This is a genomic window from Bacillus sp. FSL R9-9834 (genome assembly GCF_038006905.1).
Lineage (GTDB): Bacteria > Bacillota > Bacilli > Bacillales > Bacillaceae_G > Bacillus_A > Bacillus_A pacificus.
The window spans coordinates 5,200,551-5,224,350 of the sequence record NZ_JBBOWD010000001.1 but is presented as its reverse complement, the minus strand read 5'-3'; the positions used below and the strand labels follow the sequence as shown (position 1 = coordinate 5,224,350).

The window sequence follows — 23,800 nt, the reverse complement described above, 5'->3', positions numbered from 1 at the left end:
CTTTTTATTATGCATTCACTTTTTCTTTTTGCAGTGCAGTCTCTTCTTCATCAATGTTAATTGTTTCTTTTACGATATAAATCGGACGGTTTTTACTTTCGTCATAAATACGAGCAATATACTGGCCAACGATTCCAAGACCAAGTAATTGAATACCGCTAAAGAATGTAATAGCAACCATAATAGACGCCCAACCTGTTTGCGTTCCATGTCCAAAGACTTTCACAGTAACTGTATATAGTAAGACAATTATAGAAATAAGAACTGATAATAAACCTAAAGACATAACGATGCGTAATGGCTTTGTCGAAAATGCAATAATGCCATCAGATGCAAATTTAATCATTTTCTTTAATGGGTATTTTGTTTCACCAGCAAAGCGCTCATCACGTTCATATTCAACATACGTTTGGCGGAAGCCAACCCAAGACATCATACCGCGGATGAAGCGATTTCGCTCAGTCATTTGATTGAAAACATCAGCTATTTTACGGTCGATGATTCGGAAATCACCAGTATCTTTTGGGATATCGATATCAGACATGTAGTTTAAGAACTTATAGAAATACTTAGCTGTTAAAAGTTTGAACCAAGTTTCACCTTTACGTTGCTTACGTTTTGCATAAACAACTTCATATCCTTCTTCCCATTTTGCAATAAGTTCAGGAATAACTTCAGGTGGATCTTGTAAGTCTGCATCTATAATTACAATAGCATCACCTTTTGCGGCAGCAATACCAGCTGTAACAGCTACTTGGTGACCAAAGTTACGTGCGAAATTAACAATTTTTGTACGGTAATCATTTGCTGCAATCTCAGATAAGATTTCCATTGTGCGATCTGTACTACCGTCGTTTACAAAGACAAACTCGTAATTAATGTTATTTTGAAGCATAACGGACTTTAAACGGTTATAACATTCTTGTGCTACTTCTTCCTCGAAGTACATAGGAACTACAACCGAAATTAATTTTTGCATGTTGCATCCTCCGTATTTTTAATAAGTTGTTCAAATTTAATTAGTCACCTTTTTAGTTTGGTTGAATGTCCAAATTTTATTAAGGACAAAATTTATAACCATTCCGAAACCAATTGCGAAGATCTGTGCAATTAATGCATTAAAGGTAAGTTTATTTACTAATATAAATAAACATAATGTATTAAAAGCATATACAATTAAATTTACAGTTAGAAATTTAAAGAACATTGACGAGCCTTTACCTTTATTATTAGGTTTAAACACCCAATTTTTATTCCAATAGTAGCTATTGGCAACACCAATTGAATAGGCAATGGTATTCGCAATAAGGTAGTTCATACCGAATTTTAATAATATCCAAAAGCTAATAATTGTAATGAGTGTATTAAAGATCCCTACTAAGCCAAACTTTAAGAGTTTTTCCATAATAATATCCTCATGTTTATAATAATATATAAGTAAAACAAAAAATATAGAAGTGTTATTCATATACAACAAATAAAAATTATACCATATTTTCAAGTTTTAAATGAAATTAATCATAAAAAATTTGCCCTCAAAATGTAAATTATAAGTAAAATTGAGGGTAATTATAAATATTTTGAAAGGTATTTTCTTATTTTCTTTTTATGAGAATTTCTTTTTCGATATTAGACTATAAAAAATATATATTCCGTAGCCTTGAATTATTGTAAAGCTAGGGATAATGAAGTATCGGTACCTTGTTTGGTATTCGATTAAGAAATGAATAGCTACATAACCGATTATTAGTAATAAAAATAGAGTGTAATGTGTTTTATTTTGTTTAGTTAGGATGAGATAAAGGAGTGATAATGTGCTAAATATCATAGCGGCAGTATACATATACTTTTCATATTTTGTAAGATCCTCTTTTAATGACACCATATCCTTATCTGTCTTTTCCAATGTTACTAGGCTCCATAATGGTGCGGAGTCATAATCTGCCCACATGAGTACAAATTTATCCCCAAATAAAGATAAAACCTTCTGTGGATCAGATAGTCGCTCTTGAATTAGCTTTTTTTGAGCCGCAGTTCGTTCTTCGCCAAGTTTAAGGGACATAATATATTCCGCATCTGTACCAGAATAGCCACCTTTTGTTTCATGATTAAATCCTACTGTGAATTTCCAAAGCGGATCACGATTAGATAGAGGGTATTGTGTGATTCCGGAATATATAAATGAATAACTTACAATTTGATGTAAAAGGAAAAATACAATCAAAATGCCACCAAGTTTTTTTACAGAAGTAAAAATTTCTTTTCTTGATTTTCCTAATATACCTTGCAAAAAGACATATATAGTTATTGCAATTAAGATTATAGCACCAAGTGGACGCATGATGTCTCCTAAAGCTAGGATAGCCCCTATAAAAATCCACGTATACTTATTGCTTAGGCCTTTTGTAATTAATAAATAGAAGCCTAGATAAAATAAAAATACAGCAAGGTGTTGATTTGTTAGTACAGAACTCAATACAATACTTGGGATATAAAATGCATATAGTAATCCAGCTATTCGTCCAGACCACTCATTAAATATATAAGAAGTTATTTTATAAATTAGTAATGTTGTTCCTGTACAATAGATTATATTTAAAAATTTTAAGAGAAACGTCCCTTCGCCAAATAACTTAATAATAAAGGCTTGGTACATTGTAAATCCAAGTTGGTAAACCCATGAAGTATAATAAGTATTTTGTGCGAAACTAAAGTCTCCTTTAGCAGCTTGTATAGCGCTATGGTACATCATTGCAAAGTCTGTTTCTACAGGAGTTTGAATATTGAGCACCCAAATTAATCGAATAGAAAAAGTCAAAATGATTAGTGAGATAGAAAATGCCAATTTTGACATATATTTATTCGAAATATAGCCAAAAAGTAAAAATACAAGACCTATTAGAATAAGGACTGGTACTAAAACTAAGAGGCGAGTATCATCATGTTCTTTAATCACTGCTACCGAATGCCATGTGATAGCACCAGAAATAATTAGACATAGTACTAATAAAATTTTCACAAAAAACGTATTAAGTTTGAGAGAGAACGTACTTTCCATTATATTTGAAAACCCCTTATCAAAATTTATTACTGATTCAACTTAACTGCCCTTTGTACGTTAAGTTACAGTATAAAGGGCAGGTTAGGTAATTAAGAGTTTTGTTGTGCCCATTCTTCTATGTTCCAAACCTTTGTAATCCAATCTTCATAAAAGTCCGGTTCGTGACATACAAGAAGAATTGTTCCTTTATATGCTTTCATAGCCTTCTTAAGTTCCGCTTTTGCTGTAACATCAAGATGGTTTGTCGGCTCATCAAATAGTAGCCAGTTACTTTCTTCACCCATTAGCTTACATAAACGAACCTTTGCTTGTTCTCCACCACTTAATTGACTTAACGGGCGAGAAATATGTTCATTTTTTAATCCGCATTTTGCTAACATCGCACGAATTTGATGCTGGTCTAGGCCAGGGAATGTATTCCATACATCATCAATTGGTGTTATATTATCAGCTTTAACTTCTTGCTCAAAGTATGCTGGCTCTAAGAAGTCACCAAGACTTGTTTTACCACTTAAAGGTTTAATTTTACCTAAAATTGTTTTTAGTAACGTTGATTTACCAACACCATTACATCCAACGATAGCAATTTTTTCACCGCGTTCAATTGTCATTGATAGCTTTGGTAGTAGCGGATGTGTATATCCAATTTCTACATTTTCACCTTCAAAGACGAAGCGACTACTTGCACGACTTTCTTTAAATGAGAATTCAGGTTTAATTGCTGTTTCAGGGCGATCAATAAGTTCCATGCGATCAAGTTGTTTTTGACGACTCTTTGCACGACCTGTTGTTGAATAACGGGCTTTGTTCTTTGCAATGAAATCTTCTTGCTTTTTGATAAACTCGCGCTGCTTTTCATAAGCGTTTATATGTTGATTTTTATTGATTTCTGCTAGTTCTAGGAATTTTTCATATGTCGCTGTATAGCGTGTCATTTTTGTGAATTCTAGATGGAAAATAACATCAACACATTTGTTCATAAATTCCGTATCGTGAGAAATTAATAAGAATGCATGTGGGTATTCTTTTAAATAATTTGTTAACCAATGAATATGTTCAACGTCTAAATAGTTAGTAGGCTCATCAAGTAATAACACTTCTGGTTGTTCAAGTAATAGCTTTGCAAGCAATACTTTTGTACGTTGTCCACCGCTTAGTGCTGAAACATCACGATCTAAACCAATTGCATCAATTCCAAGACCACGTGCAGCCTCTTCAATTTTCATATCTAATAAATAGAAACCACCTGCTTCAAGTGCATCTTGTATTTCTGCCATTTGCTCAAGAAGTTCTTCTAGTTCTTCTGGTGTAGCAGTTCCCATTTTTTCTGTAACTTCATTTAAAGCTTTTTCCTTTTCAAATAGCGGTAAAAATGCATCCGCTAGTATGTCACGAATTGTACGTCCAGGCGTTAAAACCGTATGTTGATCTAAGTAACCGTAATGTGTGCCCGGTGTCCATTCTACACGACCTTGGTCATGAATAAGCTGACCAGTAATGATATTCATGAATGTTGATTTACCAACACCGTTTGCACCAACTAATCCAACGTGCTCACCTGCTAGTAATCGCATAGATACATCTTTAAATAATGTACGATCGCCAAATGTATGTCCTAATTTTTCAACTGTTAATAAGCTCATAGTATCCTCCGTCCAACTTGAAATAGTACCTTGAATCATGATACTAAATTCTTTCATATAATGCCATCATTTCAAAATGTATATATTTTCAAAACAAGCTAATGTACGAATGTTTATTGCTCATTTCCCAGACTTTTATGGTCCAAATGCAGAAAACACACTTGTCCATCATACATTAAAAGGAATACTTGCAAATAAAATGTTTAGCTTTGTTGAAGATAAAAAGATTGCCCGTGAATATATTTTTACACCAGATGGTGCAAAAGCAATAGTTGAATTAGCTTCACATGACGAGGCCTATGGACAAAATTGGAACATATCAGGTTATGGTGCCATTACAGGTGAGGAATTGATTTAACACATACGGGAATTAACGGGATATACAAAACGAATAATAACTGTAAAAAGAGGAATGATCCAGTTCATTGATCTGTTTGATAAGCAGATCAATGAATTTGTGGAAATACTATATTTGACGGAAAAATCAGTTGTATTAAGTGGAGAGAAGTACGAGAAATATATTGGGGTTGTACCTAGAACCTTTTATTATGAAGGGGGAATTGTATATAAGTAAAAAAACAAGCTTCTATTTACAATTTAGAAGCTTGCCTTGTTATTGTTTATCTACCTAGCTTTTTATTTACAAACCCTAAAATTAATCCACGTATTTGTGGATCAATTGCAAGGCCAATAATGCCATACAATATACCAGTAAGTACTAAAGCTACTAGTGGTGGTAAGCTAATTAGTACTGTGCGGTATATTGCATAACTAATTATAAATGCTAGTGTATTGAATATTATTCCTTTGAATAGTAATGAAAATCCTTTACGAACGAATAATGAAAATCCGATTAATAATGTAATCTCAGTGAGGATAGCAGCTACAGCAGCTCCCATCATTCCAAATTGGCTACCTAATATGATGTAACTTATGATAGCGACAGCTAATCCAATTGCCATAGTTGTTGCACGTTTCCATTGTTGACCAGCTGTTGTTAAATTATCAGCAAGCGGATAGTTGATAGATTGTAAAATGACCATAAAGGCTAAAATTGCAAGGGCATCACCAGCTGGTGCATATTTTTCACCTAATAGAGTTACAATCCAAAAACTTGGATCGGCAATAAACGGGATAGAAATTCCCATCCCTAAGAAAGACATAAGCTTTAATTCGAATTGAGATAGCTTTCTATGTTCATCAATATTATTTTCGTTTCCAAAAGCAAACAATTTTGGATAAAAGGCTGCTGCAATTACACCAGGTATTTGGTAAAGTACAGCAGGTATTTTATAGGCAGCCCCAAAGAATCCAACTTGTGCTTTCGTTGAAACTTTTTCTAAGATAATAGGACCTAACTGCGGTAAAAGCATAATGATAACGCCATTGACTGTGAAAATAAGTAATTGATCTAAAATGCCTTTATTCCAACCCTTATGAATTGTTGTATAGCGGATTGTCATTATAAAGGCAATGACTCCTGTTACAAGGCTAGATATTCCGTACATAGCAGCAACCATCATAAGTGACCATTTAAATGACATCCCTAGCAGAAGAGCAGCTGCGGCCGTCACACCTTGTAGTACAGAAATAATCGCTGTGAATTGCATACGCTCTGTTACTTGGAAATAGGCCATCCCAACCCCTTGTAAAGTAGCTCCAAACATAGTTGGTAGTACGACCCAATATACCATGGCACGTAAGTAAGCATCAGTGTAGAAGAACTGAGCGAAAATGGCGAAGAGCACAGAAATTACGATAGCTAATACTAAACGAATTCGTAAATAACTGCTTATTAATACGCTAATGTTCGCGTTGCTTCTTGTTCCTTCACGCATAAACGTATGTGTCAAACCTGCATCCGTAAAATAGCAAATGACAGCGGAAACTGCTAATGCAACTGTAAACATCCCGTACTCATCTGGTGAAACATATCTTGCAAAGAGAATTGTTGCAATAGCCAGTACAAAACGAACAGTAATGTTTCCTACAAAGAGGTAGGATGCATTTTTTAGAATTTTATTTGTTTTCATGAGAAAAGACCTTTCTATTCTTTAGGACCCGGTTAGCTTGTCCTATTTGTAATTTTAATTTGTTCACAGAAAGAGAGTATCGTTATATTTTCAGTTTAAGAAAACAGAAATTTAATTCGTACAAACCAAAGCATTGCATATAGTTTTTTACTACGCTTTCCATTCTTTGAATAGATTTTACGGCAATATTTCTTTATATCTTTTTTGATTAATTGAACTTGTGATTTATCTAATTGAGAGTTTTCTTTAATATATATACAAGAGTTATTGATGACTGTATAAGGAAATAAATAAGTCTCAAGAATCTCAATAAGTGACTGAGGGTCTTTTGTAATGAAATCTTGAGATTTATTATGTACCCAGTCTTTCATACGATTGAATACTTCCAGCTCTTTTGCCGTTTTTAATTCATAATCTTTATATTTAGAAGAAAGATTTCCTTCTGATAAGATTCTGTAATATGTTAAGTATTCATCGACATAGCATACATTTGTCACACTCATAAGTTTAAATAAAAACTCCAAGTCTTCGCCCCAACTACATCCTGGTGTAAAACGAATGTTATGATCTATTACGATAGATTTTTTGAAAATCCAAGTACTTGTTTGAGCAACAACTTGATGTGTTAGGAATGCTTTTGTCATATCACCTTTAACAAAGTTTGTTGTATGTTCAACCTTCTCGCCTGTTTCTTCGTAGAAATTCATATAACCACAATAGCACGCGTCCATTTCGTTTTTATGCATACTTTCGACTTGCTTCTCAATTTTAGTTGGATGCCATAAGTCATCGCTATCAAGGAAAGCGACATATTCTCCGCTAGCATTTTCTATACCTGTATTACGGGCTACTGAAACGCCTTGGTTTTTTTGATGAACGTATTTTACTTGCCCTGGGTATTTTTCAGCAAGATTTTTTACGATAGAAGGTGACTGATCTTTACTCCCATCATCTACAATTACAATTTCGATATTTTTATATGTTTGATCTAATATTGACTGCATCGTTTCTTCAATATATTTTTCCGTGTTATACAGAGGTATCACAACAGAAACAAGTTGTTTTTGTTCCATCATAGAATTTTTATCTCCTCAAGTTTTTTATGTCTTGCACCATATATACAAGCCTTTTGAAAGGAAGAAGATTACAAGAACATCTGTATAATTTTAACGCATATAAACTTTGTAAATCAACTTTCTATTAAAAAGGTGGTGGCTTATGGTTAATTCTCGTATTTCAAACGGCTTTAGTATGTTTATTGTATATAAATTCTTATTTATACTATTTTTACTTAGTTAGTAAGTAGGATATATTTATCGTAACGATTGTGAAGGGGAATAAATGATTATTGAGAATAAAAAACCTCTTAATTTTTGAAATAAATTAAGAGGTTTTTTTATATTGGTTTTGAACTATTAGGTTAGTCTTTGTCTGGCTCAGTTGCATTTAATTTTTGCTTTAGTAACGCATAATCTTGCGTTAATGTTACAAGTTGATGATGTTGTTTAGAAATTTTTCTTGTTAGGTCAAAAATTAAGATGAAACAGAATAATAATCCAAATAAAAATAAAATGGAAGGGGGATATTCTACTTTTAATAGTTTTCCAATCCAGTTTATAATTTTATCGGTAGAACTTAAAATAGCCATTGCAATACAAACGAAAATCCATAAAACAGCATATTTCGTTTCTAAAGTTCCGCGACGAATAGAATTAATAATTAATAATAATAATAATAAAATAAAGATGAATGAAAAGGTAATTATAGGCATTTATTATCAACCTTTCACGATTTTTTGCATCAATATAGCAAGACTTACCTTAATCATGTAATATGCAGATTTAAAAGGTGTGATAGAAGATTGTCCACCTTGTCGCTCTTGCATATTTACAGATATTTCATTAATGCGAAGTTTTTTCTTTTTTAAATGAATAAGAACTTCTGGTTCTGGATAATCTTTTGGATAATTGTGTGCAAAAATTGTAATTACTTCTCGATTGATAGCACGATATCCAGAAGTTGGATCCATAAATGTTTGTTTTGTTAGTACTTTCAATAGGGCAGTAAAATAAAAAATACCGATTCTTCTGGAAATACTACCTTTATATGCTGTTTTTTCTGTAAAACGTGACCCTAGTACCATATCGCATTCATCTTCAGCGATAGGCTTTATAATTTTATATAAATCATCTGGGTTATGTTGTCCATCAGCATCGAACTGAATCGCAATATCATATCCATTCTCATATGCGTATTTATATCCAGTTTGTACAGCTGAGCCAATACCTAGATTATAGGGTAAATTCACAAGGTGAACAGGAAATTCTTTTACGATTTGAGCTGTTTTATCGTGTGATCCATCATTAATAACGCAAATGCTTAATCCAGTAAAATGCTGTTTTAGTTTTAATAATCTTGTTAATGTATCTGCAATTGCTTCTTCCTCGTTATACGCTGGAATAATAATTAACGTTTTTGGTATTGAAATTGGTACTTCAATAGTCATTACCGCACCATCCCTTATATACTTAATCATATTATGGTTATTTTTAAACGAACTTTATTTAATATACCATTAACAGTATAACAAAATAAAGGAAAAGCTGGTGCATGATTTAAGAGAACAGATTGAGAATAAAAGGATAAGAGAGAATATTTTGTATAAAAAATACATGCAAGGAAGAAAGAACCTATGCATGTATATGGAAGAGTATCGTATTAAATATTCCAAGGTTTATTTAAAGTTAAAACCTCAGCCATTTCTTTACTTTTTAAACGTCCTTTTTTTCTATTTTCCGCGCGTTCTGAACCGGTTGTGTGTAACCAATGTTCTTCCTCAGTTTCAGGAAGTACTTGTGGTACGGACGAAGGTTTTCCATCTTTTATTGCCACAAATGTAATGAAGCAAGTGGCGGCAATTCTACGCTCGCCTGCTAATAAATTTTCTGCGATTACTTTTACGAAAACTTCCATTGAAGATTTCCCTGTATAACATACAAATGCTTCATAACAAACAGAATCAGCTTGGTGAATTGGGGTTAAAAAATCAACTGAATCAATAGATGCTGTTACGCAATGTTTACGACTATGTCTTGCAGCCGCAATTGAAGCAATACTATCAATTTCTGCTAATAATTTCCCTCCAAAAAGTGTTTGGTGATTATTTAAATCGTTAGGAAAAACACGTGTTGTTTTAATTGCTTTTGATTCTCGCATGAATTTCTTTTCCATATATTCAGCCCCTATAGTCTGTTTTCAATCAGAATAATATGTGTAAGTGGATTACTCATATTAGATATTTAATAAAGTAAAGCGTATTCCAAAAGAGGATTATTTAAACTTCTGTATTTGTATTCATGTAACTGAAAGAAAATTTATTTTATCTAAAATGTAGTGTAAAAGAGGATTCGCTTACATTGCAAGTAAAAAGTAATGACTATATATTTGTCATAGAAATTCCCTATCAGCCGTGTACCCATTCATGATAGAATCGTTTTGTTATGAATGGAAATAGAGGTGCAATGGACATATGAATCATATACAAACAAATTTTTCATCTTTCTTCAATAAAATTACGATTGGTGCGATGCTCGCATTTTTTGTTTATAGTTGTTGGACAGCATTTGAGACAAGTAAGCAATTTTTTGGAGGAAGTACAACAAGTGTAACAATCATATTGGCAATTTTCGTCATACTCATTTTGTTAGTGGCATCAATTCTACAATATCGTTTTACAGACAAACAATTTCTTATTTTTCTTATAAGTGTATCTATACTTGTGAGGCTTAGTATGCTGTTATTTGTAGACGCTCCAATAATTGGTGATATGAAAGTGATGTATGAGTCTGCAAAGGAGATTGCAATTGGTAATAATATAGGGACTGTAACTCATTTGCCGTTTATTATATATGAGTCAGTAATTATTCGTATATTTGGTAATACATTATTTGCTTTGCAACTATTTAATGTGTTATTTTGCGCAGGAACTGCACTTTTTATTTATCGTATTGCGGCAATGGTTTTTGGAGAAGAATGCGGTCGTATTGCTTCCACATTTTATGCTCTGTATATTCCAAATATATTCATGAGTTCCGTATTAACTCCTGAGTCACTTGCAATGTTTTTATTTTATTTTGCTTGCTACATACTTTTACATAAAGGATTAGATCATCCTTATATGTGGGTGTTTTCAGCGATTTTATTTGCATGTAGTAATATGATTTTCCCAATGGGATTATTTCTTCCTATTTTTATCACGATATATGTATTATTAATTGAAGTGTTTCAATCAGCAACGAAACAAAAAGTGTTACTAAAGACGATAGGGATACTTATTCTGTTTTATAGTGCTCATTTTAGTGTGAATTATGGAATTAAGACAATGGGACTGTCACAATATACGATTACGAATGAGACGTATGTTCAATCTGTCTTAATTGGAAAAACGCAACGTGAGGAAAAAGTATCGAAAAATCAAAGTGTAACAGAGCATATTGATCAAAAGTTAAAAGAGATTGAGGGAGAAAGATTTAAACTTTTAGAACCGGTGATAAATCAGTTTTCAGATGAGGGAATAAATTCTATTCTTTTTAAATGTGAAAAACTGATATATATAGCGGTAACATTATTTATGACTATAGCTCTATTACACTTCCTTATTAAGAAACAACAAAACGAGGGATATATGTTGTTCTTATTGTTAATTAGCGGGTACGTATTGTTAAAGCTCTTCCAAGTCGATATGGCATATTATAATCTTATTGTGCCAGCATTGTTTATTTTGCAAAGCTTTGGTGTTTATATGAGTTATGTGTATTGTCAAAAAATATTCTTTAGAAAATAAAAAGAATCCAAATTGGATTCTTTTTTTTGATGGAAGATGAATACTAAGAGCTAGTAGAGATAAAAAATCGCTACTGTAATCGCTCTATCGGTTCAGTTCTAGTTGTAAACTATCAGCTGTTAGAGCCATTTTTGAGGAATCGTCTTGAATTCCTTTCATTACTTGTGAAATGGTTTCTAACTCATTTTCAATTTTTTTATTCTGTTCTTTTGAGTTAGACATGTCTTTTACGATTTCTTGGAAGTATTGATCCGTTGCAGACATACTATCAGTTCCTTCAGATACGAGAGAGCTAATTTGTTTCACGGAAGAAGAGACACGAACAATCTGTTCATTTGTTTTTTCAACGAGCTTTGTAACGTTAAATATAGATTCTTTCGTTTGCTCTGATAACTTTCTAATTTCTCCAGCTACAACAGAAAAGCCTTTGCCAAATTCCCCAGCACGCGCAGATTCAATTGCAGCGTTTAGTGCGAGTAAATTTGTTTGCTCGGCAATTGATTTTACAATATCTATAATTTCGTTAATTTTGTTAGAAATATCGAGAAGTTCATGTGTATCTGTAATAATCGTTTCCATGTTCGTTTGAATGTATTCCATTCGTTTATTTTGCTCATTTAATTGTTCTTTACCTTTATTTGCTTTTTCTTCTGATGTTGTAGCTAATGACGTACCTGTTTTAGCAATTTCTACAATCGTTTCAGATTTAGCGGTTAACTGCTGAATAGAAGCACTTGTTTTTTCAGATACAGATGCTAGTTCTGTTGCAATATGCGTAATGGTCATAGCTGTTATTTCTTTTTCTTTTTCAAGTTCTTTTTGCATTCTTTCATATTCAGATTCATAAGACGCAATAACGAGTTCTTGTTCAAGAGTAAGTAATTTGTTTATTACGTTTATAGAATAAGAAAAATCGTCAATTGTTGTAATTTTCGTTTTTAAAATCTTCATGATAGAGCGGAATAATTCTTGATAAGCGGCAGTATACCATTTTCTATGTAACCCAATTTGTACATGTCTTTTTGCAATTCTAACACGTTGTTCAATAAAGTCTTCATGCATATCTCCGCTAAATAATTCTTTTATATGTGTTTTTAAAGTTTGCTTTAGTTTTGGAATAGAGCTATAACGTTCGATAATCGTAATTAAATTAGGCTGTTTTGTAATATTGGAATAGAATTTTTCAGTAATCCAATCAATTTCTTCATAAATAAAAGGCTGTAGTACCTTTACGATTTGTAAATCTTCTTTTGAAATATGTAGCATATCCATTTGAATTTTCAGTTCAGAATTAGTAGGAACGTTAAAAGTGATTTGTTGATTCTTACTTAATTCAAGTATACTTACGTTTGTTTTATTGTTATGTTTTTTAAAAACCCCAAGCATCGTTCTTCCCCCTGTTTGTAAAGCGTTTTCATTTTTTAGTTCTAATATAATTATATATATTTATATACAATTACTCTATATTAGTGTGTAGAATAGTATATAAATTAAGAGAATTCCATATAGAATTCTCTTAATGACCTTTATTAATTTTAGCATGTGTTTTAAAGAAAACTGGGAAATGTACATTATATATGACAGTGACAACACGAATAATGAAAGTTACCAATAAACAAACATAGAAAGCCAATACGTGTGCCCCCATTGCATATGTGATTAGGAAACTAATTGCCCCTAAAATAGAAGCGATTGCGTAAATTTCTTTTCGGAAGACGTAGGGGATATCTTGAGCGCAAATGTCACGTAAAATACCGCCTCCAATACCTGTAATGACTCCCATTGAAACAACTAAAAATGAGGCGTCAACATGATGTGACATTGCCGCATTTGCACCAATAGCTGTAAAAACGCCTAAGCCAACAGCATCTGAAAGCATAATAACAACTTGAAGTTTATTGATACGCTCAAAAAACATACAAGTAAATAATGCTGATAATACGCTTACGAAAAAGTAAATGGGTTTAACAAATGCGACGGGAGGCAGGTTACCGATCATAATATCACGAATAATACCGCCGCCGAGCGCAGTAGCTACAGCTAAACAAAGGACACCGAATAAATCTAAATCTTTTTTTAAACCAACTAATGTACCAGAAATGGCAGCGGCGATAATGCCAAGAAACGTAAATATATCGATTAATAACATGGCCTTAATCCCTTCCTCTTAAAGATGTTCCAGAGAAAAAATATACACTAAAGTATTGGAAATAACAATTACTTTTCGCTACATGTAGAAAAACGGATAAAATACATAAAGAAAGCGTTTGAAAATGTTTGGAAAATAGCTATAAAGTAATTTGAAGAAGATATGAAAAGATTAATTTTACATTTTTTTGGTGTTACCTAATTGGTGAAATGTTACAATGTTAGGTATGTTGTTTACATCTGTATAAAATGATAAAAAAATATGTATATACTGACAAAAATAAGGGGATGGTTGTTAGATAGTTTTTGTAAAAATAGGGAGTATAGCGAAAGGACAGTAATTTCTATTACTGATTAATACTTGTCCTGGCTAGTTTTAGCTGGAAAAATAGTTCTCGATTTGAATATGAGTTATGTTATAATTGCTAGGTGTGTTTGAATGATAAAAAATTATGATTAAAAGATAATGTTAAGATTTTGTATGGAGGTCTTGGAATGTTAGCAAATCAAGCTAGGGTTAGATTTGAGCGGTTTTTGCTCTTTTTTATTATTTTACAGCCTGTTTTAGATTTATTAACGTCTCTTAGCATCACTTTATTAAAATCAAGTGCTACCGTTGGAATTTTAGTAAGATTCCTTATTATGGCTGTTGGTGGTATTTACATTTTAATTCAGGCAAAAGAGAAGGAAAATAGAAAGTTTTTAATTTATCTTATATTATTAGCCGGAGTTTTAGGGGTAGGATTTATTAATAACAAACTAGTTAAGGATCCTATTGTACTTGGTGAAGAAGTTAAATTCGTTGCGAAAGCATTATATATATATATCATGCTGGGTTCATACATTTTAGCTTTAAAATCATTGAAAAAGAAAGTTAATATTAGTGATAAGGTTCGAAATAGTATTGTATATTCTACATTAATCATTAACGCAATTATGGTTATTTCTATTTCAACATCTACTGACTTTGGTAGTTATGAATGGATGAAGGTAGGTTCTCGAGGTTGGTTCTATGCAGGGAATGAACTAGGTTCAATCTTAGCTATTATTTTCCCTATTGTGGTACTATATTCTATTCAAAAGACAAAGAGCTGGAAACACGTTTTATATTGGATTCCATCGTTTTTAATGATTTACTCATTAATTCAGGTCGGTACGAAAGTAGGAATGGGCTCAATTGGTGCTACGTTAGCGGCAGCAATCGGGATCATTGTACTACAATTATTATTTGATAGAAAAAATCCGAACAAAAAATCCCTTGCGCTTAATGCAGTAATTGCTATTGTCCTATTAGCTGGTGTAGTTGGAACGTTTAAACAAACGCCATTAGCACAAAATATGGGCATTCACAATAACTATTTATCAGAGCAAAATGTGGCACAGCAAGGTCAAAAAGAAAAAGAAATTAAAGAGAAGCTGAAAAAAGAGCAAGAACTTAAAGCAAAAGAAGAAACTCATCATAAAGGTGAAAAGCCAGAAGAAAAGGCAAAGATAGAAGAGGAAGTTAAGAAAGAGCTTGAGAAAGAGCAAAAGAAAGAAAATCAAGAAAATCTTATTTTCAGCGGACGTCAAGTATATGAAGAAAGACATAAGCAGTTCTTTAAAGAAGCGCCAACGTCACAAAAGTTATTAGGAATGGGTTATGCAGGTAATTTTAAATATAATGAACAAAAGCAGCCAGATCCAAAGCTAATTGAAATGGACTTCCATGATTGGTTTTATGACTTTGGGATTATTGGTTTTGCATTACTAATGATTCCATTTGTTTATTACGGCTTAAGAATCCTACTAGTATTTATTACAAGGTTTAAAGAGATATTTAATATAAAATATGGAATGATTGCAGCAAGCTTATTGTTAGCATTAGGTATTGCGTATATTGCAGGACATATTTTAACAGCACCAGGAGTTGGGATCTACTTTGTAGTGGTGTTAGCTTATCTAATTGTAGACTTAGAAATTGAATGATTAAAATAAAAGCTAACTTTTGTTAGCTTTTATTTTTTAGTACAGTAAAATAAAGATAGATGGAAATGTGGCGAGGATTTAAAGGAGGAAAAAATATGAGGATATTGCATATGAATGCAGGAGCAGAAGATGGGGGAGGGAAAACACATATTATTTCACTTCTCGATCAGTTTCCAACTGGTGAAGTAGAATTAGCGGTATTTGAAGATGGGATTGTTGCGAAAGAAGCAAGAGAGTTAGGGATAAAAGTCCATGTGTTTTCACAAAAATCCCGCTATGATTTATCTATTTTAAAGAATATAAGCGAATTCATTAATAATGAAAAATTTGATATAGTTCATACGCATGGTCCTAGGGCTAATTTCTATGTTTCTTTAATGAAAAAGAGAATAACGGCAAAATGGGTAACGACTATTCATAGTGATCCATTTGAAGACTTTACTAAACAAGGCTTAAAAGGTTGGATTTTTACGAAATTGAATTTGAAAGCCTTAAAAAATGTAGATTTATTTTTTGTTGTAACAAATAGATTAAAGAAAAGTTTAGCTGCTTTAGGCATTTCTAATGAAAAGATGCATGTTATTTATAATGGAATTGAATACGATAAGGAAAAAGCAGAAGGTTATAATAAAAAAGAAATGTTCAATATTGATGAAGATGTATTTACGGCAATCCAAGTAGCACGATTGCATCCTGTGAAAGGACATGAAGTTCTATTTGATGCGTTACAACGAACAAAATTAGAGAAAATTAAAGTATTGTTAGTTGGTGATGGCCCGTTAGAAGAAAATCTAAAGTCATTGGCTACTGAAAAAGGGATTAATAATAAAGTTGAGTTTTTAGGGCATCGTCAAGATGTAAAACAATTATTTGCGTCGTCACATGTGAATTTATTAACCTCCCATAGTGAAGGGTTCCCACTAGTTTTATTAGAAGCGGCAAATCAACGCGTACCATCAATTGTGACTAGGGCTGGAGAGATTGAACCATTAATTGTAGATGAAACGTACGGATGGATTGTGCCAACAGATGATGGAAGGGCATTAGCATTAGCTTTAGAAGAAGCGTATGATAAGTGGAAAACTGGAGAATTAGCAGCAATGGGGAAACATATTTATGAGCATGCTATTATGAACTTCTCACTTCAAAAACTATATGAAGATACAAAGGAAACATATAAGCAATTAATAGCGAAAAACTTGTAATGATAGAGAGGATAGTTAACTATGGCAGTACAAACAGTTGATATTCTAGGCGTTCCTTTTTCTACAATGACAATGGATGAAACGGTCCAATATTTAAAAGAACAACTAGAAGTGGAGCGAACACATACTTTTCAGGTAGTAACAGCAAATCCTGAAATTGTTATGTGTGCAAAAAAGGATGAAGCATTCCATCAAACATTATTAAATGCAGATTTAATTACACCTGATGGTATTGGAGTCGTAAAAGCAAGTGGTATGTTAGGTACACCTGTAAAGGAACGTGTAGCAGGTTTTGATTTAATGTGTAATTTACTTGCGTCGTTATCAGAAGACAATAAACCAGTATCAGTTTTCTTATTAGGTGCAAAACCGCATGTTGTACAAGCTGCAGCAGATCATTTAACGAAGACGTATTCAGCTGTATCTATTGTGGGTATACAAGATGGGTATTTTAAACAAGAAGAAGAAGAGAATATTGTTTCTCGTATTCAAAAGGCAAAACCAGACTTATTGCTTGTTGCACTTGGTTTCCCGAGACAAGAGAACTTTATCCAAACGAATAAGCATCGTTTAGAAACGAAAATGGCCGTTGGAGTAGGCGGAAGTTTAGATGTATGGGCTGGAGAGGTAAAACGTGCACCAAAATGGATTCAAGCGATCCATTTAGAGTGGTTTTATAGATTGTGTAGCAATCCAACGCGTTGGCGTCGTCAGTTAGTATTAGCGGAATTTTTAAAAGAAGTCATGCGTTCAAAAAAGTAGCGTTCTATCGCTACTTTTTTATTTGTCCATTTTTAATAAAGTGCGTTTTTATTCATCTACTACCGATTGCGGACACTCACTAATCGGGTGTTTAATGGCCATGGTTTTTTTATCTATCTCTCTTTGCTTCAGCTGAATTTTGAGGTGAGGGGCCTTACTGCCCTCAAATAGTCGGATAAGTATTTTACTTTTTGGGAATGATGAAGGAGAATTTTTTGCACGAAAGTATTTTACTTATACAATTCACACATGTAAAATGATGTGTAAAGACAGCTGTGTAAGGAGGACTTCTTGTGGGCAAGGTGAAAGAAATTTCGAAGCGAAAGCTACTTAGTATAGCGGGGCTTGGATGGTTATTTGATGCAATGGATGTTGGAATGCTTTCATTTGTAATGGTAGCGCTGCAAAAAGATTGGGGATTAAGTACCCAAGAAATGGGCTGGATAGGCAGCATTAATTCAATTGGTATGGCAGTTGGAGCGCTCATTTTTGGAATACTATCGGATAAAATAGGACGGAAATCAGTCTTTATTATTACATTATTATTATTTTCTATCGGTAGTGGTTTAACGGCTTTAACGACGACACTTGCTATGTTCCTTGTTTTACGATTTTTAATTGGTATGGGGCTTGGTGGAGAACTTCCAGTTGCTTCTACATTAGTATCGGAGAGTGTTGAAGCACATGAACGTGGCAAAATAGTTGTGTTATTAGAAAGTTTTTGGGCAGGTGGATGGCTAATTGCGGCTCTTATCTCGTATTTTGTTATACCGAAATATGGTTGGGAAGTTGCGATGATATTAAGTGCGATTCCAGCGCTATATGCTTTATATTTAAGATGGAATTTACCGGATTCTCCAAGATTCCAAAAGGTTGAAAAAAGGCCATCCGTTATCGAAAATATAAAGTCAGTTTGGTCTGGGGAATATCGTAAGGCAACAATTATGTTATGGATTTTATGGTTTTCTGTTGTTTTCTCCTATTATGGCATGTTCCTTTGGTTACCTAGTGTAATGGTATTAAAAGGATTTAGTTTAATAAAAAGTTTCCAATACGTACTTATTATGACGTTAGCTCAATTGCCAGGTTATTTCACAGCTGCTTGGTTTATTGAACGTCTTGGTCGTAAGTTTGTTTTAGTTACGTATTTAATTGGTACAGCTTGCAGTGCTTACTTATTTGGAGTAGCAGAGTCATTAACGGTATTAATCGTAGCAGGCATGTTACTATCATTCTTTAATTTAGGTGCTTGGGGTGCATTATATGCTTATACACCTGAACAATACCCAACAGTTATTCGTGGTACAGGTGCAGGGATGGCGGCAGCATTCGGTCGTATTGGTGGTATTCTTGGACCGCTATTAGTAGGATATTTAGTTGCTTCACAGGCTTCACTATCACTAATATTTACGATTTTCTGTGGATCAATTTTAATAGGCGTATTTGCTGTAATTATACTTGGGCAAGAAACGAAACAACGAGAATTAGTATAAGGTAAAACTTTAATCGGTAAGTGATCTCAATTATTGGTCCGTACCAATTATGTTTTAGAGTAGTAAAACTAAGAGCTCATGTTTTCTCATTCAGTGGGTTTTACTGCCTACAAATAACGAAATAAAAGGGCAGGGGGAACCATGATGGTTCCCTTTTTTCTGTTTTTTTAGATAAATAATGGTATAGTAAGAAAAAGGGAATGTTCCTTATAAAAGCGAATGTATACAACAGGACATACGGACAAAAGAATTAGGTGGTTGAAGAAATGAAAATTTTACTGATCATGGAAGATGCAGAAGAGCGAAGAAGTTTAGTTGAAAAATTTATTAAAAATATAAGGAATGTAGAATGTTTTGAAGCAAATACAGGAACAGAATCATTATTTATGATGAAGAAGCATACACCAGATTTTGTTTTTTTAAATTCAAAATTACTAGATGGAACGGGTTTTGAATATGCGAGTTTATTACGGGAAGTAAATTGTTATACGAAATTTATTTTTATGGGTGAAGGTATAGAAGAGTCCATTACAGCATTTCGTTTTCAAGCAGTTTATTATTTACTACGCCCATTTCGCGAGGAAGATTTGCAATTCCTTTTATATAGAATGGCTAAAGAGCAAGGTGAGAAAGCAAAGAGCTATTTGCGTAAACTACCGATAGAAGGTCAAGAGGGGATTCGGTATATTTTCCCTGAAGATATTGTATATGTAAGCAAAAATAAGGAAAACAAAACAGTTTCAATTTATACAACAAATAATCAGTATATTTCAACATATACACTCCAGGAGCTAGAAAATAAGCTAAATGCATATGATTTTTTACGTGTGCATAAAAGTTATTTAATTAATATGTCATATGTACAAGAGTTAAAGCCTTACTATAATGGCACATATAATCTGTATTTAGATAAATATGATGAACAGCCGATTCCAGTTAGTCGTAATTATGTGAAACGGCTTCGAAATAAAATTGAATTATAGCAGATAATGCGAATTTTTTAACATGATAAACTAAAAATCCTTCATGATAGGGAGGATTCAAATTAAATATTCAGAAAATTTAGTACAATCCCACTAAGAAATAGTATTGGGGGGATTGTATGTGAGAACATTGAAGTCGATTTTACTTTGGGAAGTTATTGCAGCAGTAGGAGCAGGTGCCTTTGGTGTGATAGCTTTATCACAAGGTGAAACTATTAATGCCGTATGGCTCTTAGTAGCTGCGGTATGTGTGTATGCAGTTGCTTATCGCTTTTATAGTAGATTTATAGCGAGAAAGGTATTCGGTTTAGATAATAATCGGCAAACGCCAGCCCATACATTAAATGATGGAAAAGATTATGTTCCGACAAATAAATGGGTATTATTTGGGCATCATTTTGCAGCAATCGCTGGGGCTGGGCCTTTAGTAGGACCGATTTTGGCGGCACAAATGGGATATTTGCCAGGGACAATATGGATTATTGTAGGGGTAGTTGTCGCTGGAGCTGTGCAAGATTTTGTCATTTTATTTGCTTCGATGAGACGTAATGGTAAATCTCTCGGTGAAATGATTAAAGATGAGATTGGTCCTGTTACAGGACTTATTGCAATGATTGGTATTTTAGGCATTATGATTATTTTATTAGCAGTATTAGCATTAGTAGTAGTAAAGGCGCTTGTCGGAAGCCCTTGGGGAATGTTTACGATAGCAGCGACGATTCCTATTGCTATTTTAATGGGAGTATATATGCGCTACATTAGGCCTGGACGGGTTGGTGAAGGGTCAGTAATTGGAATTATCCTACTTATACTGTCTCTTATTGGAGGGCAGTATGTAGCGGAAAATCCAGCGCTTGCAAGCATGTTCACGTTTAGCGGAGAAACAATTGCTATAATGCTTATTGTATATGGGTTTATCGCATCGGCATTACCAGTTTGGATGCTTTTAGCACCACGTGATTATTTAAGTACATTTTTAAAAGTCGGAACAATTGTAGGATTAGCAATCGGTATTTTAATTGTAGCACCAGATTTACAAATGCCAGCAGTTTCGAAATTTATTGATGGAACTGGTCCTGTGTTCTCTGGAAACTTATTCCCGTTCTTATTTATTACTATTGCTTGTGGTGCAGTGTCTGGATTCCATGCTCTTGTTTCATCAGGTACGACGCCGAAGATGATTGAGCAAGAGGGACACGCACAGCCAATCGGTTATGGAGCAATGTTAATGGAGTCGTTTGTAGCGGCGATGGCGATGATTGCAGCTTGTGTATTAACACCGGGAACGTATTTTGCAATTAATAGTCCTGCAGCACTTATCGGTACAGATGTCTCGCAGGCAGCTCAAGTTATTTCCTCATGGGGATTTGCTATTACACCAAATGAACTAAAAGATCTCGCTGTAAACGTTGGAGAGCAAACGATTTTATCACGTACAGGTGGTGCGCCAACGTTAGCGATAGGTATGGCATATATTTTCTCACAAGTAATAGGTGGAACGGCCATGATGGCATTTTGGTATCATTTTGCGATTCTCTTTGAAGCGCTATTCATTTTAACAACAATTGATGCTGGAACGCGTGTCGGTCGATTTATGATTCAAGATATTTTAGGGCATGTATATAAGCCATTTGGGAAAACGGATTCTACATTCGCGAATGTAATAGCTACAACGTTATGTGTATTAGGATGGGGTTATTTCTTATATCAAGGGGTAGTTGATCCGCTTGGTGGAATTAATACATTATGGCCACTTTTCGGTATTGCAAATCAAATGTTAGCAGGTATTGCATTATTACTTGGAACGACAATTTTATTCAAAATGGGAAAAAAGGCATATGTTTGGGTGACGCTTATTCCAACTGTCGGATTGCTTATTGTAACGATGACAGCGGGTTATCAAAAGCTATTTCATGAAAACCCTAAAATAGGATTTCTATCCCACGCAAAGGTGTTTCAAGGAGCATTAGATGAAGGGAAAGTGTTAGCGCCAGCTAAAAATGTTGCCCAAATGAAGCAAATTATTTTCAATGATTATATTGATGCGGCACTTTGTGGGATTTTTATGATCGTTGTAATCGCTGTATTAATTTCTGCAATTCGAATTTGGATTCAAGTATTAAGAAATAAGCCGATGCCGCTAAAAGAGGCACCATATATCCCTAGAGATGAAAGTGAGTCGAGGAACTATGCTTAAAAGACTACGGCAAGTATGGGGACAAAGGAAACACTTTATTAGCTTACTTGTTGGGGTACCAAGCTATGAAACATATGTAGAGCATATGAAAAAGCATCATCCAGAAGAAGAAGTTGTATGTCAAAAACAATTTTTTGCAGAAGCGCAAGAAGCAAGATTTAATGCAAAGGGCGGAAAAATCTCGCGCTGTTGTTAGTGAAAAGGACGAATTTTCGTCCTTTTTATTTTTTGCTGTTTCACGTGGAACAGCAAAAAATAAATAAAAAGCTTTGGGAATTATAGGTATTTCGTATACAATAAAATAAGGAAAGGGATAGATAGAAAAGTAGGGAGATTATTTTATGTTAAGGGACTTATTTGTAAACACAACCATTATTCTTTCCTTTATTTTTATTGGAGGTCAGCTTTTAAGAGATAAACCGTTAGAAGAAGGGTTCTCTTTTTGGCAGAAATGTGTAGTAGGTATTCTTACTGGAATATTAGGTATATTACTAATGTATTTCGGTGTTCATGTTGGTACCATCCTATTGGATTTACGCTACTTAGCTGTTATTCTAGCCGTTATAATTGGTGGCCCAATAGCGAGTACTATAGCTGTTAGTATGATTTTAGTAACTAGGTTAGTATTTATGGATTATTCATTAGCTTCTCAAGTAGCTTTTTATACAATTATTGCGATAGGGATAGGTAGTATCTTTATTTCGCGTCTAAAACTTTCTCTAGGAGAAAAATGGGTATGGTTACATACATATATTTTATCTATTCTAATTCCCTCACTATATATATGGTTAATCAAAGATATTCACATAGTGGGATTATATTTGGTTTCTAGTGTTATTACAGGCTATATAACATTTATAAGCGCAAATTATGTATTACAATCCAATGAGTTATTTCAAAAGATGAAGCAATATGCAACGATAGATGCATTGACAGGTTTAGGAAATGTAAGGCAGTTTGATTTAGAAATGAATCATCATATTGGTAATAAGCGTATGAAAAATGATTCACTTTGTTTACTACTTATAGATATTGATCACTTTAAGTGTGTAAATGATACGTATGGGCATCCTGCAGGAGATGAAGTGTTAAAGCAAATAGGTAGTATTTTAAGGGAAGTTTCACCGTTCCCAAATTTGTCCTTTCGAAAAGGTGGAGAAGAGTTCGCGCTTTTGATACCAAAGAAGGGATTAGCTTACGGAATGCATACGGGGGAAAAAGTTCGCACAGCTGTTGAAAACCATTCATTCGAATTGTTAAATGGAACAAAAATAAAAATTACAGTTTCAGTAGGCGTTTCAGTATATGAAGAATCACCAGAGCAATTTATTCAAGCTGCCGATGATGCATTATATTACTCCAAAAGAAATGGTAGAAATCAGGTTAGTTCCGCATCTTAAAGATAGGATGACCAGAAGAGCTTATAAATAAAAACACCCACAGAGAGGGAAATACACACTCTGT

At 33.5% G+C, this 23,800-nt stretch carries 20 protein-coding genes and 2 pseudogenes; 10 read left to right on the top strand and 12 right to left on the bottom strand.

Features of this window, described 5'->3' with window-relative positions; genetic code table 11:
• Nucleotides 1-7: 7 nt before the first annotated feature.
• The 4 genes from MKY00_RS27335 to MKY00_RS27320 form a co-directional block, all read right to left on the bottom strand.
• Nucleotides 8-979 (bottom strand): glycosyltransferase family 2 protein, encoded by a 972-nt coding sequence (locus tag MKY00_RS27335; protein ID WP_016719054.1) that lies wholly within the window; start codon nt 977-979, stop codon nt 8-10.
• Between the two features lie 36 nt (nt 980-1,015).
• Nucleotides 1,016-1,405 (bottom strand): GtrA family protein, encoded by a 390-nt coding sequence (locus tag MKY00_RS27330; RefSeq protein WP_016719053.1) that lies wholly within the window; start codon nt 1,403-1,405, stop codon nt 1,016-1,018.
• A 201-nt stretch (nt 1,406-1,606) separates the two neighbouring features.
• On the bottom strand, nt 1,607-3,058 hold the full coding sequence (locus MKY00_RS27325; protein ID WP_016719052.1) for an ArnT family glycosyltransferase: 1,452 nt from the start codon (nt 3,056-3,058) through the stop codon (nt 1,607-1,609).
• Between the two features lie 92 nt (nt 3,059-3,150).
• Complete coding sequence (locus MKY00_RS27320; protein ID WP_029141243.1) at nt 3,151-4,704, bottom strand: ABC-F family ATP-binding cassette domain-containing protein; 1,554 nt, start codon at nt 4,702-4,704, stop codon at nt 3,151-3,153.
• An 88-nt stretch (nt 4,705-4,792) separates the two neighbouring features.
• On the opposite strand from MKY00_RS27320, the pseudogene MKY00_RS27315 reads away from it, so the two are divergent.
• Nucleotides 4,793-5,278, top strand: a pseudogene (locus tag MKY00_RS27315) (short chain dehydrogenase); the annotation flags it as partial.
• Between the two features lie 46 nt (nt 5,279-5,324).
• Here MKY00_RS27315 and MKY00_RS27310 read toward each other — a convergent pair.
• The 5 genes from MKY00_RS27310 to MKY00_RS27290 all read right to left on the bottom strand — a co-directional run bounded on the left by MKY00_RS27310 (nt 5,325) and on the right by MKY00_RS27290 (nt 9,968).
• Nucleotides 5,325-6,737, bottom strand: a complete 1,413-nt coding sequence (locus MKY00_RS27310; protein WP_016719048.1) for an oligosaccharide flippase family protein — start codon at nt 6,735-6,737, stop codon at nt 5,325-5,327.
• Nucleotides 6,738-6,832: 95 nt separating this feature from the next.
• On the bottom strand, nt 6,833-7,813 hold the full coding sequence (locus MKY00_RS27305; RefSeq protein WP_016719047.1) for a glycosyltransferase family 2 protein: 981 nt from the start codon (nt 7,811-7,813) through the stop codon (nt 6,833-6,835).
• A gap of 344 nt (nt 7,814-8,157) precedes the next feature.
• A complete protein-coding gene (locus MKY00_RS27300) occupies nt 8,158-8,508 on the bottom strand; it encodes a DUF2304 domain-containing protein (protein WP_001121774.1) in 351 nt (116 codons plus the stop codon).
• Between the two features lie 6 nt (nt 8,509-8,514).
• Entirely contained in the window at nt 8,515-9,243 is a 729-nt protein-coding gene (locus tag MKY00_RS27295; RefSeq protein ID WP_000151538.1) for a glycosyltransferase family 2 protein, read from the bottom strand.
• 212 nt (nt 9,244-9,455) lie between these two features.
• Nucleotides 9,456-9,968, bottom strand: coding sequence for an acyl-CoA thioesterase (locus MKY00_RS27290; RefSeq protein WP_000412121.1), 513 nt, complete (start codon nt 9,966-9,968; stop codon nt 9,456-9,458).
• 298 nt (nt 9,969-10,266) lie between these two features.
• On the opposite strand from MKY00_RS27290, the gene MKY00_RS27285 reads away from it, so the two are divergent.
• Nucleotides 10,267-11,580: an ArnT family glycosyltransferase gene (locus MKY00_RS27285; RefSeq protein WP_016719046.1), complete on the top strand. Its 1,314-nt coding sequence runs from the start codon at nt 10,267-10,269 to the stop codon at nt 11,578-11,580.
• Nucleotides 11,581-11,664: 84 nt separating this feature from the next.
• Here the strand turns inward: MKY00_RS27285 and MKY00_RS30270 are convergent, their stop codons facing one another.
• From MKY00_RS30270 to MKY00_RS27275, 3 genes and pseudogenes are all read right to left on the bottom strand, one after another.
• Nucleotides 11,665-12,471: a methyl-accepting chemotaxis protein gene (locus MKY00_RS30270; protein ID WP_369805093.1), complete on the bottom strand. Its 807-nt coding sequence runs from the start codon at nt 12,469-12,471 to the stop codon at nt 11,665-11,667.
• Nucleotides 12,469-12,846: pseudogene (locus MKY00_RS30265) on the bottom strand (protoglobin family protein); the annotation flags it as partial. The pseudogene MKY00_RS30265 and the gene MKY00_RS30270, both read right to left, overlap by 3 nt.
• 250 nt (nt 12,847-13,096) lie before the next feature.
• A complete protein-coding gene (locus tag MKY00_RS27275; protein ID WP_000924376.1) occupies nt 13,097-13,729 on the bottom strand; it encodes a trimeric intracellular cation channel family protein in 633 nt (210 codons plus the stop codon).
• A 494-nt stretch (nt 13,730-14,223) separates the two neighbouring features.
• On the opposite strand from MKY00_RS27275, the gene MKY00_RS27270 reads away from it, so the two are divergent.
• The 8 genes from MKY00_RS27270 to MKY00_RS27235 all read left to right on the top strand — a co-directional run bounded on the left by MKY00_RS27270 (nt 14,224) and on the right by MKY00_RS27235 (nt 23,736).
• Complete coding sequence (locus tag MKY00_RS27270; protein WP_016719045.1) at nt 14,224-15,696, top strand: O-antigen ligase family protein; 1,473 nt, start codon at nt 14,224-14,226, stop codon at nt 15,694-15,696.
• 95 nt (nt 15,697-15,791) lie between these two features.
• Nucleotides 15,792-16,901 (top strand): glycosyltransferase family 4 protein, encoded by a 1,110-nt coding sequence (locus MKY00_RS27265; protein WP_001221234.1) that lies wholly within the window; start codon nt 15,792-15,794, stop codon nt 16,899-16,901.
• Nucleotides 16,902-16,922: 21 nt separating this feature from the next.
• Nucleotides 16,923-17,663, top strand: coding sequence for a WecB/TagA/CpsF family glycosyltransferase (locus MKY00_RS27260; protein ID WP_016719044.1), 741 nt, complete (start codon nt 16,923-16,925; stop codon nt 17,661-17,663).
• A gap of 293 nt (nt 17,664-17,956) precedes the next feature.
• Complete coding sequence (locus MKY00_RS27255; protein ID WP_016719043.1) at nt 17,957-19,156, top strand: MFS transporter; 1,200 nt, start codon at nt 17,957-17,959, stop codon at nt 19,154-19,156.
• Nucleotides 19,157-19,422: 266 nt separating this feature from the next.
• Nucleotides 19,423-20,139: a LytR/AlgR family response regulator transcription factor gene (locus tag MKY00_RS27250; RefSeq protein ID WP_016719042.1), complete on the top strand. Its 717-nt coding sequence runs from the start codon at nt 19,423-19,425 to the stop codon at nt 20,137-20,139.
• Nucleotides 20,140-20,260: 121 nt separating this feature from the next.
• The gene (gene cstA, locus MKY00_RS27245) at nt 20,261-22,336 is read left to right on the top strand and encodes a carbon starvation protein CstA (protein WP_341035406.1); all 2,076 of its coding nucleotides are present in this window, start codon (nt 20,261-20,263) and stop codon (nt 22,334-22,336) included.
• Nucleotides 22,329-22,532 (top strand): YbdD/YjiX family protein, encoded by a 204-nt coding sequence (locus MKY00_RS27240; protein ID WP_000919824.1) that lies wholly within the window; start codon nt 22,329-22,331, stop codon nt 22,530-22,532. Before cstA ends, MKY00_RS27240 begins: the two co-directional genes overlap by 8 nt.
• Nucleotides 22,533-22,677: 145 nt before the next feature.
• On the top strand, nt 22,678-23,736 hold the full coding sequence (locus tag MKY00_RS27235) for a GGDEF domain-containing protein (RefSeq protein ID WP_016719040.1): 1,059 nt from the start codon (nt 22,678-22,680) through the stop codon (nt 23,734-23,736).
• Nucleotides 23,737-23,800 lie beyond the last annotated feature (64 nt).